This window comes from Pontibacter sp. JAM-7, assembly GCF_048548695.2.
Lineage (GTDB): Bacteria > Pseudomonadota > Gammaproteobacteria > Pseudomonadales > Balneatricaceae > Neptuniibacter.
In genome coordinates, this window is sequence record NZ_JBLYIF020000002.1 from 1 (window position 1) to 19287 (window position 19287).

At 49.8% G+C, this 19287-nt stretch carries 16 protein-coding genes; 14 read left to right on the forward strand and 2 right to left on the reverse strand.

Annotation, left to right across the window (positions count from 1 at the left end; translation table 11 throughout):
* Nucleotides 1-110: 110 nt before the first annotated feature.
* Nucleotides 111-785 carry an HNH endonuclease gene (locus tag ACFVYJ_RS02270; protein WP_419415523.1) on the forward strand — a complete coding sequence of 225 codons (675 nt, stop codon included), beginning with the start codon at nucleotides 111-113 and terminating at the stop codon, nucleotides 783-785.
* On the opposite strand, the gene ACFVYJ_RS02275 is transcribed toward ACFVYJ_RS02270, so the two are convergent.
* A complete protein-coding gene (locus ACFVYJ_RS02275; protein ID WP_419415522.1) occupies nucleotides 786-1796 on the reverse strand; it encodes a DNA cytosine methyltransferase in 1011 nt (336 codons plus the stop codon). It abuts the gene before it with no gap.
* Nucleotides 1797-1975: 179 nt separating this feature from the next.
* Between ACFVYJ_RS02275 and ACFVYJ_RS02280 the strand changes: the two genes are divergently transcribed.
* The 12 genes from ACFVYJ_RS02280 (at nucleotide 1976) to ACFVYJ_RS02335 (ending at nucleotide 16354) form a co-directional block, all read left to right on the forward strand.
* Nucleotides 1976-2401: an N-acetyltransferase gene (locus tag ACFVYJ_RS02280; protein WP_419415521.1), complete on the forward strand. Its 426-nt coding sequence runs from the start codon at nucleotides 1976-1978 to the stop codon at nucleotides 2399-2401.
* A gap of 369 nt (nucleotides 2402-2770) precedes the next feature.
* On the forward strand, nucleotides 2771-3169 hold the full coding sequence (locus ACFVYJ_RS02285) for a VOC family protein (RefSeq protein ID WP_419415520.1): 399 nt from the start codon (nucleotides 2771-2773) through the stop codon (nucleotides 3167-3169).
* Nucleotides 3170-3265: 96 nt separating this feature from the next.
* Nucleotides 3266-4096, forward strand: coding sequence for a methyltransferase domain-containing protein (locus tag ACFVYJ_RS02290; protein ID WP_419415519.1), 831 nt, complete (start codon nucleotides 3266-3268; stop codon nucleotides 4094-4096).
* 98 nt (nucleotides 4097-4194) lie between these two features.
* The gene (bla, locus tag ACFVYJ_RS02295) at nucleotides 4195-4950 is read left to right on the forward strand and encodes a subclass B1 metallo-beta-lactamase (protein ID WP_419415518.1); all 756 of its coding nucleotides are present in this window, start codon (nucleotides 4195-4197) and stop codon (nucleotides 4948-4950) included.
* A gap of 136 nt (nucleotides 4951-5086) precedes the next feature.
* Nucleotides 5087-5707 carry a LysE family translocator gene (locus ACFVYJ_RS02300; RefSeq protein WP_419415517.1) on the forward strand — a complete coding sequence of 207 codons (621 nt, stop codon included), beginning with the start codon at nucleotides 5087-5089 and terminating at the stop codon, nucleotides 5705-5707.
* Nucleotides 5708-5868: 161 nt separating this feature from the next.
* Nucleotides 5869-6186 (forward strand): quaternary ammonium compound efflux SMR transporter SugE, encoded by a 318-nt coding sequence (sugE, locus tag ACFVYJ_RS02305; protein ID WP_419415516.1) that lies wholly within the window; start codon nucleotides 5869-5871, stop codon nucleotides 6184-6186.
* A gap of 99 nt (nucleotides 6187-6285) precedes the next feature.
* Nucleotides 6286-7023, forward strand: coding sequence for an SDR family NAD(P)-dependent oxidoreductase (locus ACFVYJ_RS02310; protein ID WP_419415515.1), 738 nt, complete (start codon nucleotides 6286-6288; stop codon nucleotides 7021-7023).
* A gap of 177 nt (nucleotides 7024-7200) precedes the next feature.
* A complete protein-coding gene (locus ACFVYJ_RS02315; RefSeq protein WP_419415514.1) occupies nucleotides 7201-8595 on the forward strand; it encodes a hypothetical protein in 1395 nt (464 codons plus the stop codon).
* A gap of 455 nt (nucleotides 8596-9050) precedes the next feature.
* A complete protein-coding gene (locus ACFVYJ_RS02320) occupies nucleotides 9051-9845 on the forward strand; it encodes a gamma-glutamylcyclotransferase family protein (RefSeq protein WP_419415513.1) in 795 nt (264 codons plus the stop codon).
* A gap of 11 nt (nucleotides 9846-9856) precedes the next feature.
* Entirely contained in the window at nucleotides 9857-10573 is a 717-nt protein-coding gene (locus ACFVYJ_RS02325) for an MBL fold metallo-hydrolase (RefSeq protein ID WP_419415512.1), read from the forward strand.
* A gap of 23 nt (nucleotides 10574-10596) precedes the next feature.
* Entirely contained in the window at nucleotides 10597-15660 is a 5064-nt protein-coding gene (locus ACFVYJ_RS02330) for a diguanylate cyclase (RefSeq protein WP_419415511.1), read from the forward strand.
* 187 nt (nucleotides 15661-15847) lie between these two features.
* The gene (locus ACFVYJ_RS02335; protein ID WP_419415510.1) at nucleotides 15848-16354 is read left to right on the forward strand and encodes a GNAT family N-acetyltransferase; all 507 of its coding nucleotides are present in this window, start codon (nucleotides 15848-15850) and stop codon (nucleotides 16352-16354) included.
* Nucleotides 16355-16444: 90 nt separating this feature from the next.
* On the opposite strand, the gene ACFVYJ_RS02340 is transcribed toward ACFVYJ_RS02335, so the two are convergent.
* Nucleotides 16445-17698, reverse strand: coding sequence for an LssY C-terminal domain-containing protein (locus tag ACFVYJ_RS02340; protein WP_419415509.1), 1254 nt, complete (start codon nucleotides 17696-17698; stop codon nucleotides 16445-16447).
* A 160-nt stretch (nucleotides 17699-17858) separates the two neighbouring features.
* Between ACFVYJ_RS02340 and ACFVYJ_RS02345 the strand changes: the two genes are divergently transcribed.
* Entirely contained in the window at nucleotides 17859-18935 is a 1077-nt protein-coding gene (locus ACFVYJ_RS02345; protein ID WP_419415508.1) for an META domain-containing protein, read from the forward strand.
* The last annotated feature ends 352 nt before the right edge of the window (nucleotides 18936-19287 follow it).

Below are 19287 nucleotides of genomic sequence, written 5' to 3' on the forward strand. Positions count from 1 at the left end.
AGAATTAACTGGGTATTTATCAATCATATAACAAGAAAAGCCATCCGACGCATACTGCGCGGCTGCTTTGAGCGTTAAGTGCTTACCATAGATGGAGAATACAACGTAGTATGAAGTTTCAAGAGTACCTAGATCGGTTACCAACTAAGCGTAAGCTAAGCGATGTAAAATTAAAAATTCTAGAAAGATTATGGAATGATGAGGTTGATTCATTTCCTAAGCCTTGGGTTTCTTCTGCAGAACTCCTTGAACTAACAGGCCAGAAATACTTTGATCGAAGAACAAGAGAACTGCGTGATCAGTTGGGATGTGATTTAGAATCGTCCTATCGTGAAGAGTTTTCTGGTCACGCTTGGAGAATTAACTCTGATAATCTAGCTCCCCCACAAGATCGAGACTATTTAACGCAAACACAAAAATTAAAGCTATTTGAATCTAACGATTACTGCTGCTCTACTTGTGGCCTGCAAATAGACGCAGGTATTAGAGGGCTCCAGGCTGACCATAAAATTCCGCTTTCAAGAGGTGGAACAAATGATTTAGAAAACTGGCAGCCTATGTGTAACAATTGTAATGTCGGTAAGCGCAGAGCTTGTGAAGGCTGTGAAATAGAATGCGCAACTTGCTCTTGGGCTTTCCCTGAGTTGGTCGGTGTTAAAACAATGGTATCTATTAGTGAAAGAACACTCAAAAGAATTTATCACTATAGTGATATCTCTGGGGAAAGCAGGGATAAAGTAATGGAAAATGCAGCAGAGTATTATCTAGATGAAAAAGGCAGCTAATTAAGCTGCCTTTTCATTTTTTAATGCCTGATTTAGTGCTTTGAGTATCTGTTTGCCAATACCTTCTGCAACTGGCGGGGGGAATGCATTGCCAACTTGCCTATATGCAGGGGTTTTTTTCCCGTAGAACTCCCACCAATCTGGAAATCCTTGAATTCGGGCAGCCATACGTACAGTAAGTAACGGCATACCCTTATATTCTTCTTTATCTTTATAACCGGTAAAGCCTTTTTCAGGCGGCTCGTTACCAACTATGCAGCCGTTAACATGCAACTCTTGCCATGCTCTTCGAGCCCTAGTTGGCCCAAGATCAGGGCCGCCATGTTTTTTCGAGCCACCAACTAAAGTAGGTGCAATTTTATTTGCTCGCACCTTCCACTCATCAGCGCCTTCCCAACCATTTGATGCCATAAGATCATGTAAGGCTTCGCCAACAGTCGGGGGCGTAATCACTTTTTTAGGCCAAGAAAAAAAATCTGCATATTCGGGAAGGAGTGCGACCAAAATAACTCTAGGCCTTAACTGAGGCACACCATAATCTGACGCATTATGTAGCTTCCAAAATGTTTTGTACCCTAGCGCACTGAGTTTCTGATCAATTTCTGACCTATACTCGTCAAATTTTGGCTCTAGTAATCCTGCAACATTTTCGAGCATCACTGCTCTAGGCTGAGTTTTCTCAACGATCTTAAGTGCTGCTGGAAATAAGTCGCGTTCATCATCTTTACCCAGTTGTTTTCCGGCTTTCGAAAATGGTGGGCAAGGCACGCCCCCTGCAACCAAGTCAACTCCAAGAAACTCATGAGCTCGATTCTCAGCAAAGTCTTCGACGCACCCTTCAATAATTTTTTCCCAGCCTAAAGAGTGTTTGGCATTGTTAAACTCTAGGGTCTTATAAGCTGGTTTATCTATTTCAATCAGTAGCTTATGCTTAAAGCCTGCTTGGTGTAATCCTAGAGCTTGTCCCCCAGCTCCAGCACAGAGCTCTATTGATGTATACTCATTTGCCATGGTAAACCTCCAGAAATATACTGTTCAAATGTACAGTGTATCTGGTTAAAATCAAGAAAATAATTGGCTATTTTTACGGTTTCACCAGCACTTAACAAGCGCATGTTGTCGGACTGGTTTTCCGCTGCGCTCCAAACCAGCCGCAAATGCGGGCGTTACGTTTACCAGGAAGCAAGCAAATGGTTCGTGATTATCGGCTAAACGATATTGATGAGATTGTCGCAATCTGGTTATCGGCATCGATTAAGGCCCATGACTTCATCGAATCTGCGTTTTGGAAATCGAACATCAGCATGATACGTGATGTATACATCCCAGCATCGGAGACGCTTGTGTATGAAACCGAGGGGGAAGTTGTTGGGTTTTATAGCCTATATGAGAACAGTCTTGCTGCGATCTTTGTAGCACCGGGCTCACAGGGCAAGGGGTTGGGCTCAGTGTTACTGGCTGATGCTAAGAATAGGCGAGAGCGCTTACAGCTCACTGTTTACAAAGAAAATACTCCGAGTATCACGTTTTACGAGAAACACGGATTCACTTTATGTGGAGAACAAATCGATGAGCACACCGGGCACCCGGAGCTTATTATGGAGTATCACTCGTAATAAGGCGCTGCAATACGCGGCCGTTACCGGTTGGGCACTCGTATACTCGTGCCGCTGTGCTTTGCGTTAGGGAACCGGCGAACACGTCCAAGACTTGCTCTGCCGGCGATAAATCAGCCTGATGCCGCGAAAAGCAGCGCAGTGGAATGACAAGTCCTTTCCAAGCTGCCTGAAGCAGAAGGCTGTTTGAGAATCCGCCCCATGGGGGTTTCAGAACAATCCGATCTCTGTGTGACCGATTTTCGACAGGTAACAAGCATGCCTGTAACGGCTGCCTTGACCTCACATTGCTCTGAACGCCAGAGGCGTTTTGGACTTATGCGTAGGTTCCTTAGCTGCGCCTATATAGTTAACATCAAGGAATTAATGATGAAACAAATCACAAGAATTCATCACGTTGGGTTACGAGTGAGGGATATGGAAGTTTCTCGTGAATTCTATGGGAAACTTGGTTTTGTATTTCTTGCAGGTCCAGTTGGTCCAGAGCCAGTGGCTATCCTCGAACACCCGGCGGGAATAAATCTCAATCTTATTCTTAATGTGTCCGCTGGCGCGGCAAAGAAAAATGTTCTAATGGAAGGTGATATGAAATATCCGGGCTATACCCATATTGCCTTGGAAATCACAGACTATCATTCAGCCAAAAATAGTATCGAAAGCTTAGGTTTCCCGATTACAGGTGAGGTTGAACATGACGGCGCAAAATTTTTCTTTATCAGAGATCCTGATGACAATGTTATCGAATTTCATCAGCCAGCACGTAGCTGACACGTCATTGCGCCAGACTAACAAACCGCCACGCGTGTTCTCAGTCAGTGCATTCCGGCGTTCTATTTTTTTGTTCTGGCTCATAAGGAGATTGAAATGGTTGATGAGACTATCGTTTCTAATCACTATGACAACAGCTCGCTGCTTGAATTGATTCATGCGGGCATAAGTAAACTGGGAAAATCAAACAAAACCGTTACGGTAGAAGATTTAGCGCCAGTAGATGAGTTTCACATCGGTGGCCGTGTAGCCACCGACCACCTTATGAATCAGCTCACATTCAGCCAATCTGCTGAGTTGCTAGATATTGGTTGTGGGCTGGGTGGGGCCAGCCGATTCATAGCGAAGCATTATGGCAATAAGGTTACTGGTATCGATTTAACAGATGTTTATGTGTCTGTTGGCAAAACGTTAACGGACTGGGTGGACCTAAAACACCTAGTGTCATTACATCAAGGCAGTGCGCTGGATATGCCATTCAATGATATGTCATTTGATGGTGCGTATATGCTGCACGTGGGAATGAATATTCAGGCGAAAGGTGCTTTATTCACCCAGACAGCCAGAGTCCTCAAGCCAGGGGCTAAATTTGGCGTGTATGATGTAATGCGGACCAAGGAGGGCAATTTGTCCTACCCTGTTCCTTGGGCTTCAGATGAGAGTTTCAGCTTTTTGTCTTCTCCGGAAGAATATTCGGCGCTTTTGCAATCATCCGGCTTCACAATCGAAGCCATAAATGACAGACGGGAGTTCGCGCTTGAATTTTTTAAGCAGCTCAAGGAAAAAAGTGAAGCCAGTAAAGGGCCTCCAGCATTGGGCTTACATTTGCTGATGCAACATACCTCACCAGAAAAAATGCGTAATATGATTAGTAATATCGCGAACGGCCTGGTTTCACCAACTGAAATAATAGCGAAAAAAATATAACAAGGTGGTGTGTTATTCGCCGCCAGGTGGCTGGGGCAGGCTTTACGCTGCGCTTCAATCCAGCCTCAAACCATCGCGTTAGTGCTCTAGGAATATTAATGAATATTAGATTTATATTAAGCAGTATCTTAATCATTCTTTTTAGTTTTAATAGTATGGCTGCATCTAGCTCAGGTACAGATATTCAAATTAAAAAAATAGATGACGGCGTTTGGCTTCATACATCATTTTATATTTATCCTAATGGTATTAAGTTTCCATCAAATGGATTAATTATCAAAGAAGGCCAAAGCTTAACTTTAATTGATACTGCATGGGGAGAGTTGCAAACAGTAAATTTGTTGCGTGCTATTGAATTACACATAAAACTACCAGTGACACAAGCATTGGTTACTCATGCACATAGTGACCGTGCGTCGGGTGTTGATGTTTTAGAGTCTGCAGGGGTTAACGTTTTTGCACACCCTTTGACAAAACAACTCACTATTGAGCAAGGAGCTCCTGTTCCTGATAATGTCATACATGAACTTAACGAGGCAGGTGCAGCAGTTAAGTTTGGCTCTTTGGAAGTGTTTTTTCCCGGAGCTGGGCATGCAATGGATAACCTAATGGTATGGCTCCCGGAAAGGAAAATTCTATTTGGTGGTTGTGCTATACGATCTTTAGACGCTAAATCTGCTGGTAATATAGTACATGGCGATATTAATTCTTGGTTAAAAATAACCAAGCAATTAAAAGGTCAATATAAGGATGCTGATATTGTCGTGCCTGGCCACGGAGAGGTTGGGGGTGTTGAGTTATTTGAGCATACCGAAAAGTTAATACACGATAAATTAAAGACAAACGAGCACTAAGGAGCCTGCGAGCAAGTCCAAGACTTTCTCTGCGGGTGCCAAATCAGCGCTTATGCGCGAAAGGCAGCGCATTCACTCTGCTCGGTTTCAGCCCATTATTTAGCCGCTTATTGATTAAAAATAGACGTGAACTCATATGACCCTCACCGAATCAATCACGTTGTTAGGCATCATGGTCTTGCTCGCTGCATTGCCGAGCTCCAGTGTTGCTTTGGTGGTTGCTCGTGCAGCCTCTTTAGGTCCAGCTAATGGAATAGCAGTAGGTATTGGCATCGTTCTCGGCGATCTGCTCTTTGTCGGCCTCGCTATAGCAGGCATGTCTGCAGCAGCTGAAGTGCTAGGTAGCTTTTTCGTCGTGGTAAAAGTGATCGGTGGGCTTTATTTAATCTATTTCGGAATGAAACTATTGATTGCGAGCTCCGCTCCTCTTCAAGCGCCGCCTAATTCGCTTCAGCCCAAGAATCTGGTGGCCAGTTTGGTGTCTGGCTTCGTTTTAACCCTCGGAGACATAAAAGCTATTTTCTTCTACGCAAGTCTATTTCCAGCGTTTATCGATCTGGCAGACATCGGTTTTTACGAAATGTCAGTGGTAGTTGCAATCACCATCATAAGCGTTGGCGGTGTTAAAATTGCGTATGCATTGTTGGGTGCCAACGTTTCCAATATCGCACGTCGCCACAGATTTTCTGGGGTGTATCAGAAAACTATCGGTGGTGTAATGCTTGGTACAGGCGGTTACTTGGTATTCAAGGCCTAATAAGGTCATTAAGGTCATTAAGGTTGTGCCGAGCCTTCGGCACTTCACCGGACGCCTGTGTTAGGCACCGTTTGTGACAGGCGTGAGGCACGCTGAAGTAAGGACGACCTCACTTCTTGACGGCGTTAAAGGATGCCCCCAAAGCTAATTGAGAGGTATGTATGAGCTGGGTCGTGTTGTTTGTAGCTGGCCTTTTGGAGATCGGTTGGGCCATCGGCTTGAAGTACACGGATGGCTTTACGAAACTCTGGCCTACAGTCACAACGGTATTGTCGTTGGTTGCAAGTTTTCTATTGTTAGGCTTGGCCCTGAAAACGTTGCCCGTTGGTACAGCCTATGCCGTTTGGGTGGGTATTGGTGCTGTAGGTACAGCGCTACTGGGTATAGTATTGTTCGGCGAGTCAGCTGACGTTCTTAAGCTAGTGAGTTTAGGATTGATTTGTGCAGGCATTGTCGGTCTTAAATTGGCCCATGCCTGACAAGGCCCTACACGCGGATAAATTACTCGCGGCGCTCCCAGTTTACCGGTGAACGCAGCGTAAGATGCCATGCCGCCCGTATATACAAGACTGGAATTTATGACAACTCGAGTAGCCTTGGTTACAGGTTCAACATCAGGCATTGGTAAAGCTATTGCCAATCAGCTTGCTGCAGAAGGATTTTCTGTTGTTTTTCATTCGCGCTCATCGGTAGAAGAGGGTCAGCGTTTAGCAGCACAATATGAAAATGCTTCGTATATCCAGGCCGACCTATCGAATCAATCAGAATCAAAAGGCCTTATTGAGAAAATTGCCGCCAAGTACGGACGCTTAGATGTGTTAGTCAATAACGCAGCACTCACCGACGTTATAGATCACGCAAACCTAAAAGCGGCTACTCCAGAAGTATGGCGAATGCTACACGAGGTAAATGTTATATCGCCATGGACACTCATTTCCGAAGCTGAGCCACTGTTGAAAAAGTCATCTTCTGACGATGTGACTAGCTGCATCCTGAATATCAGTTCCCATGCTGGGGTCCGCCCCAAAGGCGCATCGATACCTTATGCGGTGACTAAGGCTGCGCTCAATCACATGACGAAGCTGTTGGCGTTGAATTTGGGTCCTGATATTAGAGTAAACGCTATAGCCCCTGGGTTAGTTCACACCCCCATGAGTCATGATTGGGTAGCAGCCCGTGAGCTTTGGAAAAACAAAGCCCCCATGAAACGCGGTGCCCAACCAGAAGAAATTGCCTATGTGGCCGGCATGTTAATCAATAGCTCATATCTAACGGGTGAGATTGTCCTTTCAGATGGCGGTTTAAACTTAACGTGAAAATGGTATCTAACAAGGCGCATCATTCGTCCAGCAAAAAAGCCTGGGTGGGGATGGCCTATAGTACGTTTCGGCCGCTCATGTGCGCGGCGTCATCTCCGCCTTTGTAAAATATGCATACTTTGTAAAGGCTCAAGTCAGCACCGCGCTTAACATCAAAAAATAAGGACATTTTGTATGATTCAAAAGCTATATTCGGGTTTGTGTTTGTTAATCCTTTGTGGGTTGTTAGGGGGGTGTTTCGCGGGCAATACGACTAAACCCGCTACTTTGCCAAGTCAGTTAACTCAGTCGGGTATGGTGATGTTACAAATTTCACCCACTTTGTCTTGGGGTAAGGCAGAAATAGCTATTGAGGGGGAGGTAGAACGCAAAGCCCATAATGGCTTTTATCTTAATGAGCTAAAGCCTGGTAAGTATGTCATGCAGTCACTAACACTGACATCCGGGTATGCCAGCAGCTATAACGGTGTCTCACAAAAAAATACAACTTACTATAAAAGGCTGCGGCTTGATTTTGAATTTGAAATAAAAGCAGGACAGGTTACCAACTTGGGAATGGTCTATATCCATCCGGACCGCAAAGGAGATCGATATAATATTTTAAGACTGAAAAATGGTGATTCCGGCTGGAGATACCTTCAGGACTATCACCCGGTTCTCGCCAAAAACCTATCGGCAGATCAGATGCGCTTAGTAGATGCTCAATATGTAAATGAGCAAATTGATGTGATTAGAACTGCTCTGCTCTCTGATATGCATAATCCCCCTAAAGGAAAAGTTGGTGATACCCCAGATCTCACACTCCTTTATCCTGCTATATACAAGCATCACCAATATCTAGTGGGAGAACTTGGGACACTGCTGGATGATAGCGCGCGGCCTGCGAACACATCTAAATTTTATAACACCGGCACATTAGATCGGATTACCGGCTTTTCGTTTACCGGGGAGCGAGCATGGTTTCTGTCAGAGCGAGGAAAAGTTCTAAGACGTGCAGGCGATAGACTTACAGAAGTGGCGGTGCCTAAAGATTTTTTTGCTATTCGTGGTGCCTTGTATGCCGATCTGGGCGTGGTTCTGGTCGATAGAAATTTTAATCTATTGGTATCAGACGATGATGGAGTAAGTTGGACAAAATATTCACAAGGTGTGCTGCCTGGGGAAGAAATGCCAGATGGAAACTTCAACATGACACATAATGGTGTTTACGCAATTGGGCGGCAATATGCATGGATTGGGGGCCACTCCACTGCGGTATTTGTGGATATGGAACTTGGGCTGGTAAGCCCTTTTAAGCTGCCTAAGGGAATCGCTAACGATCTCAGAAGTATCTACAACACAGATTTGGGGATCTTTTTACACGGGGTTGATAGTGGGAACCCAGATAAGGTCTATTTTAAAGCCGATGGTGACGACCAATGGCAGGTAAATGAGATTTTAATTTATAGGGGGTGTCAGCTCAGCTTCCCTGAAAATACAGGGGAAAAGGTTATTGCTGAATGTAGAGTATTAGAAGGTAAGAAGAATTTGGTGAGTGTGGATTTCGGAAAAACATGGAGTTTAATGTAGATCCGAATCACTGCGGGTCTGACCCTGTGGATCAATAGTCCGCGAAGCCATGAGTGGGTATACATGCCCACTGGGATCTTCGCGATATTTAAATGCTTGCCGCCGGGATAGCGTTTTATCACCTGTTGCTCGCAGCAGGGGAAAGACAGTCAGTTATGAATGTATGGCGGCATCTAGGGAACCGGCGAATAAGTCCAAAACACCTCTGGCTTTCAGAGTAATTGGAGATCAAGGCAGCGATTACAGGCATGCTGGTTGCCTATCGAAAATCGGTCACGCAGTGATCAGCAAGCTTTAGTCGCAATACGGTTGTTCTGGCCACCTGAACGGCTTTAGCAGACATATTACCGGCGCGGTTGTAACGATATTTTGATTTCGACTCTGATCCCGGTATTGTAACAACGTTTGAAACGCTGCAGGCTCGCTTAGTACTTCAGGACGGTGGTTGGCTCAATATGTTTCGCTACTTTGGTTTCGGCTCCAATATGAACATGACGTCGCTGCGGGCGAAGGGGGTCGAACCATTGTCGGCCCGGCGCGCGGTGCTACATGGTTGGCGGCTGCGGTTCAATGTGCAGCATTTTTTCCGCCACGAAGGTGGCGTGGGCAACATCGAACGTTCCGACCTGCCCGGTGACCGGGTAATGGGGGTTGTCTACGACTGCCCGGACGCCGCGCTTGCACCCCTGGATGCAGCAGAAGCCTGTGGTCACGGTTATGATCGAATTTCGGTCGAAGTGGAGGTGGATGGAGCGCTGCTTCCGGCACTGACTTATATCGGGATGCCTGCATTTATCGATAACCGTTGCCAGCCGTGTCGTCGTTATCTGAACCTGCTGGTAGATGGTGCTCGCCAAGCTGGCATTGATGCCGACTATGTCAGTGAGCTGCTGGCTCAGTCTGTGCACGAGCCCGACCAATACCCGTCATTTGTGCCACCGGAGGGTGATTACCCCACATTCAACGTCAGAACACTGGCACAATACCCGTTATATACAGCACTGTCCGGCGCGGTGTTTGATATGTCAAAGGCAAGACCGCTGCATGAATTTCTCAAAGGCTTTTTCGGTGGTCGGGATATGACCCTGTTCCATATCAAGCGACTGGATAGCAGTGACGGTAATGAATCAATGGATGATATCCGTCAAGGACGATTCAACCCAGCCCAGCGACACTACCTGAATAGTTACCTTAACGAGTATGCGCGTGAGTATCGTTATGTGGGCCGCTTCGAATATAACGAGGAATGAGGAATTCAGTAATGCATCAATGTCCCCCGGCTTTATCTCATGGCTCCCTGGTAGAGGTGTTTCCCGATGTATTTTTTGTCAGTGGTGCCATGGAAACCGTACTGCAGGGGTTAGACTGGCAGTTCAGCCGCAATATGACAGTGGTGCGTGACGGCGAACGCCTGATCATTATCAACAGTGTACGCTTGGATGAGCAAGGGCTGGCCGAACTGGATCAGTTGGGGCGGGTGACGGATGTGGTTCGTTTGGGTGCTCTGCACGGACGAGATGACCCGTTTTATGTGCAGCGCTACGGTGCAGAATACTGGGCGTTGCCGGGTGTCGATCACGAATCCGGCCTTGCCGTGACGCGCCGCCTAACCAGTGACGAACCTTTACCAATTTCCGATGCCAGTCTGTTTGTGTTCAGTACCGCACAGATTCCGGAAGCAGTACTGCGCCTGGAACGTTCCGACGGTATTCTGATTGCCTGTGATGCATTGCAGAACTGGCATGCGCCGGATGCGTATTTTTCTGATGATTCCCGTGCCTTGATGCAACAGATGGGCTTCTTTACACCGGCCAATCTCGGTCCTGTCTGGCTGCAGGCGGCATCACCTTCCGGCGAGGACTTCACCCGGTTAAAGTCACTGAGCTTCAGACATGCTCTGTGTGGTCACGGTGAGCCGTTGCGTCACTCTGCGCATACTGATTTCAGTGCCACCTTCAGTCGCATGTTCGGCGTCTGAACAGCGACAGTTGGAGTGAATTGATGGAGCCGGTGTGTCTACAGCTGCCTGGTTATGAGATCGGCCCGGTATTGGGTCGGTCGGATGGCCGTGTGGTGTATAGCGCCCGCCGTCTGGCGGATGGCAGAGCTGTGGCTGTGGATACCCTCGATAGCGAATATCCGGAACGTCAGCAGATAGCGGTGATTCGTCGTGAAGGAACCATTGCCGGCAGGTTAGCTGATATTGAAGGCGTACGCCGGGTATATGAGGTGCTACCCCATGGTAGTGGAAACCTGGCGCTGGTCGCCGAACTGTTTGAATGTTCCCTCAGGTCTTACCTTGAACGGCCGGATATCAATGGGCTGCCTCTGGCAGAGGTATTCGATATCGCACTGCAGCTGGTCCGTATTCTGGGTGATATTCATGCCCGTGGATGGGTACACAAGGCGCTGACGCCGGAACATGTGCTGTATGACCCCACCACAGGCAGGGTTAGCGTGTCCGGTTTCGGTATTGCGTCCGAGCTGGATCAGGAGCGTCAGGCAATGCAGACCTCCCGTCGTTTGGAGGGGGCACTACCCTATATCTCCCCGGAACAGACCGGTCGGATGAACCGGGATCTGGATTACCGTTCCGATTATTACTCTTTAGGGGTGCTGCTGTTTGAGTTGCTGACCGGAAGGCAGCCATTTCAGGCCGGTAGTCTGCTTGAGTGGGTACACAGTCATATTAGCCGGTTGCCGCCGGCACCACATGAGCTGGTTCCTGAGGTGCCAGAAGCGGTCTCGGCCATTGTCCTCAGGTTGCTGGCCAAGAGCCCTGAAGCCCGTTATCAGAGTGCCGCCGGTTTGCGGCATGACCTAACGTACTGTGCCGATCAATTGGCGCAGGGCCGTGAGATAGATCATTTTGTTCTGGGTGAACAAGACAGGGTACAGAAGTTTCTAATACCGCAGACACTGTATGGTCGGGACCGTGAACTGGAGCAACTGTTCGGGTTGTTTGAATCCGCTGTAGCCGGGCAGAACGAGTTTTGTCTGGTACAGGGTTACTCCGGCGTGGGTAAATCTGCCTTGGTGAATGAACTGGACCGGCCACTGGTGCGTGAGCGGGGTTTTCTGGTACAGGGTAAGTTTGATCAATTCCAGCAACGGGAGGCCTACACGGCTCTGGCCGCTACCTTCCGTAGTCTGGTGCAGCAGGTACTGGCTGAACCGGAACACAGCATTGTTCTTTGGCGACAGCGCCTGCTCGAGGCATTGATGCCTAATGCCCGCCTGGTCATAGATCTGGTACCGGAGCTGGAACTGATTATTGGTCCACAGCCTGCGGCGGCAGTATTGCCACCGACCGAGGCGCGGAACCGCTTGCAGATTGTCCTGACCAGTTTTTTGCGGGTGTTTGCCGGTGAGGGGCATCCCGTGGTGCTGTTCCTGGATGATCTGCAGTGGGGCGATGTTCCGACCCTGGAACTACTGCGCCGATTGGTGACCTCCCATGAACTCAGTCACCTGCTATTGATCGGTGCCTATCGCACCAACGAGGTCGGAGTCGGTCACCCACTGCGTCTGTTGCTGGATGACCTGAGTCAGAAACAACAGGTTCGCCAGTTACCACTGGGACCGCTGGACCGGACATCAGTGGCAAGCCTGGTGGCTGGCGCTTTGTATCGCAAGCCGGATGAGGTTCGTTCACTTAGCGATATGTTGCACGACAAGGCGCAGGGCAACCCTTTCTTCACCAATGAGCTGCTGCGTCAGTTGCATAAAGAGGGGGCCATTGCCCTCGATGCCAGTGGCTGCTGGAACTGGGATCTGGATGCAGTACTCTGGTCCGCGGTCAGTAGTGACGTGGTTGAATTCATGGTGCATAACTTGCGCCAGTTTGATGAGAAGACCCAACGTGTACTTCAGTTGGCCGCCTGCATCGGCGGCACTTTCGATCTGCATACTCTATCCGTTATTTATGAACGACCAATAGCTGAAACCGCAGCTGCGCTACTGCCTGCACTGAAACAGCATACGGTGTTACCGCTGCATAGCGATTACCGATTGATGGGTGAAGGTGAAGAGGCCATTACGTTCAATCCGAGCTACCGTTTCCAACATGACCGGGTGCAACAGGCTGCGTATGCCTTGATCGACAGTCAGCAGCTGAGTGAACTACACCTGTCGATGGGACGCCTGATGTTGCAGCACGCCGGAGACCGGGTGCCGGATGAGCGGGTTATCGATATTGTTAGCCACCTCAATGAGGGGCGGGAGCTGATGGGCTCCGGTAGTGACAAACTTCAGCTTGCCGAACTGAACCTGCGAGCCGGGGTGAAAGCCAGACAGTCATCGGCCTATGATTCCGCTTTCAAATACCTGCAGGTGGCCGAGGAGTTACTGCCTGACAATCCCTGGCAGACAGTACCGCAACTGATGCAGATACTGTCTTCTGAAACCCAGCAGTGTGCTTACCTGACTGGCCGTGCCGAACTGGCTGATCACTGGATTGACGTGATGCTGGAGCATGCCAGATCGGATCTAGATCGCAGTAATATACTGGCCACGCGTACAAGGCAGTACGCGACGCTTGGACGTATGGAGTCATCTATTTTATCGGCCATTCAGGGGCTGGCGTTGCTGGGCGTTGAGTTTACCGATCGGCCCACGGAGGCGGATATCGATCGGGAAAGGCAACGGGTGCTGGATAACTTGGGTGGGCGGAGCATTTCTGGGCTGGTGGATGCCCCGGTGGTCGAGGATGAAGCCACCCTGACAGCCATGCGATTGCTAATGGAGATTTTCGCTGCCGCCTTCCTGTCCGGTAGCGGCAAGCTGTTTTCCTATCTGGTCCTGAAATCGGTTAACCTCTCCCTGCGTCATGGTAACTGCCCGGAAACCGCCTTTGCTTATGCTGCCTATGGCATGCTGTTGTGTGGTGAGCTGGACGAACCGGCGTTGGGCTATGCCTATGCCAAAGTCGGTTTGGCGATCAATGAGCGCCTGGATGATCTTACCCTGCGGGCGAGGGTAATCTACGTTTACGCCATGTTTGTGAGCCACTGGAGCAACCATTGGTCTAGCCTGACAGGCTGGTTCCGCAAAGGGATTGAAGCCGGTTATCAAACGGGTGATCTGCTTTATCTCGCCTACAGTGCTCAGGACTGCGTGATCTGGGATCCAACTCTGGATCTGGAAACTGTCCACCGGCTGCATGCCGAAAATCTGGAAATAGTGCGCGAGTGTGCTTATCAGGACTCGCTGGATTCGGGCACTCTGTTTCTGCAGTTGCAGCGTAACCTGCTGGGCTTGACTGACTCACCGTTCAGTCTGAGTGATGACAGTTTTGATGAACAGGATTGTCTGGCGGGGATGCGCAAGCGTCAGTTTATGACCGGCATCGCTAACTACCATATCTACCATGCCGAGATCTGTTTGCTGTACGGCGATTATGATTGTGCCCTGGAACATGTGCGGCAACAGGACAAACTGATCAAGTCGGCCATGTCGCTGCCCCAGCTGGTACGTTTCTATATCGTTGCATTTCTTACCCTGAGTACGCGTTATTCCCAAATGGCAGCGGCTGAACAGGCTGATACACGGCAGCGGTTGGCACGGGACCTGGCACGCATGACGCGCTGGGCCGACAACTGCGCGGATAATTTTCGTCATTTGCAGTATCTGATGGAGGCGGAATTGCTGGCGCTGGATGGCAACTGTGAGGCGGCGCTGCTGCGCTATGACAATGCTATCGATGCGGCACGGGACAGCGGTTTCCTGCGTGATGAAGCCACTGCCTGTGAGCGGGCCGCGCGGTTTTTGTTGCAGGCCAAACGCCGTCGCTGTGCTGAAGGTTATCTGCGCGGTGCCCACCGTCTTTATGACCGCTGGGGTGCCCAGCGCAAAGTGCACCAACTTGAACAGGAGTTCCCGGTGCTGCGTGAACTGGTGAGGGAACCGTCTGCTGTCGGGTCGAGAGCATTGAGTGATATGGATTTGGCCTCAGTAATGAAAGCCTCGCGGGTGATATCAGGCGAAATTGTACTGGAGCGGCTGCTCAGAACCACCATGGAGATTCTGCTGGAAAATGCCGGTGGTCAATGGGGTTGTCTGGTGCTCCGGCATGAGGGGCGGTTGACGGTCGAATCTGCCCGGCTGCCGGAACAGCCGCTGTCTGTTGAGGGCGTTCCCGCGCATTCGTTAGTGCCGGACAGGGCTGGGGGACAGGTTCCACTGCCGATCACGCTGATCAATCAGGTGTTACACGACGCTGAACCGGTGGTATTACATGATGCAGCAGTTGAAGGCCCTTTTGTACAGGACCCCTATGTGTGCAGGTTCAGGCCAACATCAGTGTTCTGTGTACCGATCCGGCGAGAGCGATTTGAGGCGGCGCTGTATATGGAGAACAACCTGACCAGTGACGTGTTCAGTGAAGCCAGGGTGGAAGTGATCAGGTTACTGGTGGCGCAGGCAGCAGTGGCAATCGAGAATGCCCACCTTTATGAAAAAGTGCAGGAATATTCTCGCACACTGGAACAGAAAGTTGCCGAGAGAACTGTTCGTCTGGAGCAACTTAACACAGAACTGCAGGGGCTGGTGGATCATGATGGCCTGACCGGTGTTGCCAACCGGCGTCGAGGCGACGCCTATTTTGTGGAGGTGTGGATCCGGCTGCGGCGTGAACAACGGCCACTGTCGATCATCATGCTGGATGTGGATCACTTTAAGGCTTATAACGACAACTATGGTCATCAGGCCGGTGATGACTGTCTGGTGGCCGTGGCGGAAACCATTGGCGACCAGTTTCACCGTCCAGCAGATTTGGTGTCCCGTTACGGTGGTGAGGAGTTCATGCTGATTCTGCCCGATACTGACCATGAGGGCGTGGCCCAGGTCGCTGAGAGAGTCCGCTGCGCCGTAGAGCAGAGGGCGATCAAACATCTGTATTCATCGGTCTGTGACGTGGTTACCATCAGCGCCGGTACCGCCACCATGGTGCCGGAAATGGCGCGGGGGGCCGAAGAGCTGCTGCGGGAAGCCGATAAAGCGTTGTACCGGGCTAAGAAACTGGGCAGGAATCAGGTGCAGGTGGCAGAGATGTCGTCAGAAAGCTAGTGGCTTGCCAATAGAGTTGCAGCGTGAGTCGTGCCTCTGGTTGATGACGAGAAGTCGGGAACACTTCCAGGCAACCGGCGTGTATAGAACATGAAGAACATGGCAGCGCCAAGCGCCACTCGGGATAAAACGACGCGGTGTTTCGTTTTATCTCAGAGCACGGCGTTAACCCTGCAAAGAGGCTAGCTTGAATATTGAAGTAAGTAATGAAAACTCAGGTGATGCTGCGAGCGTGCATCAGGTTACAGCGCAGGCGTTTTTACATTCGCCGCATACTGATCATACTGAGCAATTCATTGTTGATGCCCTGCGCCGCGCGGGAGCACTTACGATCTCTCAAGTTGCTAAAGCTGATGGAGGCATTATTGGTCATGTTGCGATTTCGCCGGTCACGCTTGCCAGTGGCGCAGCGGGTTGGTTTGGACTTGGGCCAATATCGGTTCTTCCTGAGTTTCAAGGCCATGGTGTTGGCACTGCGCTAATGAAAAGCGCTCTTGCCGCGCTTGAGACAATGGGAGCGTCGGGTTGCGTAGTACTTGGTGACCCTGAGTATTATGGCCGGTTCGGCTTCAAGGTCATTGATGGGCTGTTTTGCACCGGTGTGCCTGCTGAGTACTTTCAAGCACTGTCGTTTAACGACAGCTTTCCGCATGGCGAAGTGTCATACCACGAGGCATTTTTTGTTCAGGGTTAACAAGGCCAAGCACCGCGATAGCCTTTACCCTTAGGATGAATATTGTCCGGTAACAGCATTTTTGTCTCTTTGACACTTCCGGTTCAGGTTTTACCGCTCAAAAAGGCCCTCTGGTAAATCCCAGTTAAGCAGTTCAATTTTTGCGGGTGTGACAGGGTCTTTTACCAGGAAAAAGACCACCAGATGTCCGTCTGTGAAATAGGGATCGCCTTCCGCGTTATAGTGAGGGGATTCGGGTGGAGCAGGGTGGTGGCCCAATACAAAGCCAAAACTGCCGGCATAACCGGTATCAACAAGTTCTTGCACAATATAGAAACGCGCATCGTCCATATCAGGATCAATGATATGCGTGGTTGGTGGCCAGAAGCGGCCTGAAAACTTTACGCCGACATCACGACTGGCTTGACCAACCCAAACGGACTGGCCCTGATAACTGACTGGCGCAAGCCATAAGCGCATATGGTTGCGCTCATCGATAACCGATCGCGCTTTCTGGAAAGCGATATCCTGCTCCCGCTCAAAAAAATATAACGGTGAGATTGGCGCATAGCGGTAACGTGAGCCAAAAATAAACGCCGATATCATCCGTCTGATTGAGGCGCTGCTAATGGGTGCTGTGACATCCCAGTGGTTGGAGATCAAGGCTTCCCTGAGTGTATCGAGGTCACTTACAAACACCATATTGATAGGGTCCCCAGGCGCGCTTTCTGCATTGACTGCACAGCAGGGCAGGTTGGCAATCCACTCGCGTAGTTCTGGTAGGGTCAGTGACGTTGGTGTTTGGCTGTACAGCGTTGCTGGATTTGGGTCGAAGTAATTATTTGGTATGCCGGGCACTGGCACCACAAAATGAAAGTTGTGCTCAGCGGTTTCACCATGCAGACGTACATTGAGGGCTTTCATGCCTTCATCGGCATGTGCATAGACAAACCCTGTGGTTTTCTCGCCTGGTCTGACAACATATTTTATGGCCTGCTGAGAAAGTGCTGCGTAAAGCTCCCGTTCATTGCGTGAGGAGACGTTACTGGCACGTCGTGATGCCTCATAGGGTGGAAAATAGTTATCATCGATCCCGATGGGCAGGAGCCATTGCATGACAGTTGATTGGTTTTCTATTTCGAGCCAGATGGGTTGAATGCCAATATCGTTCAGTGGCGCACCGAATACTCGGATTGATTCTTCTCTACCCAATGCAGCTACGGATACTTTCAGGCCATCTTTTTCACGTGATTCAAGCCGCTCTTTATAGCTTGCTACAGGTGAGTTGCTGTCAGGTATAGAAGCACAGCCTGAGAGCAGAGCTATCGACCACAGTATGATAAATGCTGTTTGCAACCTCTTCACCAACCGGTCTCCTTCGTGTAGCTGCCGCAGGTTAATCTTAACTATTGAACATGATTTCATCGGATTTAACTGCGTTCTGCTAGTCTCTGTATTGAATTCAGTCACTTTACAGTCGAGAGTGTAGAGATAAACAAGGCCGCTTATTTAAGAGAGTAGCAATTTGATATTACTGACATATCGTTATTTTAATCATGTCCGCAACGTTGCAAAGCTGACAATCATCGCTGTTGCTGCCTGTGTTTCTAACGCCGCAGCGCAAAGTCTCGCTGGTAGCGACTGGGTATTTATCAAGTTTACTTCGTCCAGTGATCAGATAGGGATTAAACGCCCTAAAGATCCTAACGCGTTTACTATGGTGCTGAATGCTGACGGACGTGTAAACATGAAGCTCGACTGTAATAGGGCCACTGGCGCCTATGAGACCGAAACTGGCGCTTCAGGCACGTCAGGGCGCTTTACTTTCGGGCCGCTTGCAGGCACCCGCGCTTTATGCCGCCCTCCGCATCTTGATCAATTCATCATGTCTCAGGTGTCGTTTGTACGCTCGTACTTGCTAGAGGGGGACATGCTTCATCTCAGCCTGATGGCCGATGGAGGTGTGTTAACCTGGCAGCGGCAAACAGCACCGGAGGCGCATGACGTGAACGCGCCCAAGGGGCCAGATCAGGGTGGGCCGCGTAACTGGCAGGTGGCCGCAGGGTCAAGTGGCGTGAATCTTAGACAATTTGCTACGACCCGCGCCAAGGTTATCGCTGCCTATCCGACAGGCACTATCCTCGATAATTTAGGCTGTAAAACCGCTGAAGGCCGGTTCTGGTGCGATGTACAAACGCTGGGGGGTGGTTTGCGTGGTTATGTTGCAGCCGATTACCTTGAGCCAGCCGTTTCTCCCGATGGCAGTATTGCATATGGATATGATGATTCAGCGCTGCGTGCCGGGCAGCAGCAGTTCGATGCCACCGGGACGCTTCCCTGTGCCGAGCAACCGGGCCAGCCGACGACTGCTTGCCTATTTGGTGTGGCTAGGAGTGGCGGTGGATATGCTACCGTTGTTATCGATCGCCCCTCTGGCCTGAAGCGGGCGGTGTACTTTCGCATGGGACAGGCAATTGGCGCTGATATGAGTGAGGCTGATCGCTGGGAGGGGTTCTCTACCCGCGTGGAAAATGACCTGCATTTTATCCGGCTAGGCACCGAAAGGTATGAGATACCGGCGGCGGTTATTTTTGGTGGTTAAGGAAGGTGCGAATAAGTCCGATAACTTCGCAGCGCATCGTTAAGCCTGCAGATGTGAGCTTAACGGACTGCCCTGAGGGAACCTGCGAACAAGTCTAAGACTTTCTCTGCGGGCGATAAATCAGCCTTATGCGCGAAAAACAGCGCAGTGGAATGACAAGTCCTTTCCAAGTGGCCTGACAAAGCAGAAGGCTGTTTTAGAATCCGCCCCATGGGGCTTTCAGAGCAATCTGATCTCTGTGTGACCGATTTTCGACAGGTAACAAGCATGCCTGCAAACAAGTGTCTTGATTCCACATCGGACTGAAAACCCGAGGGAGCACAGGACTTATTCGCACCTTCTTTGGGCAGCC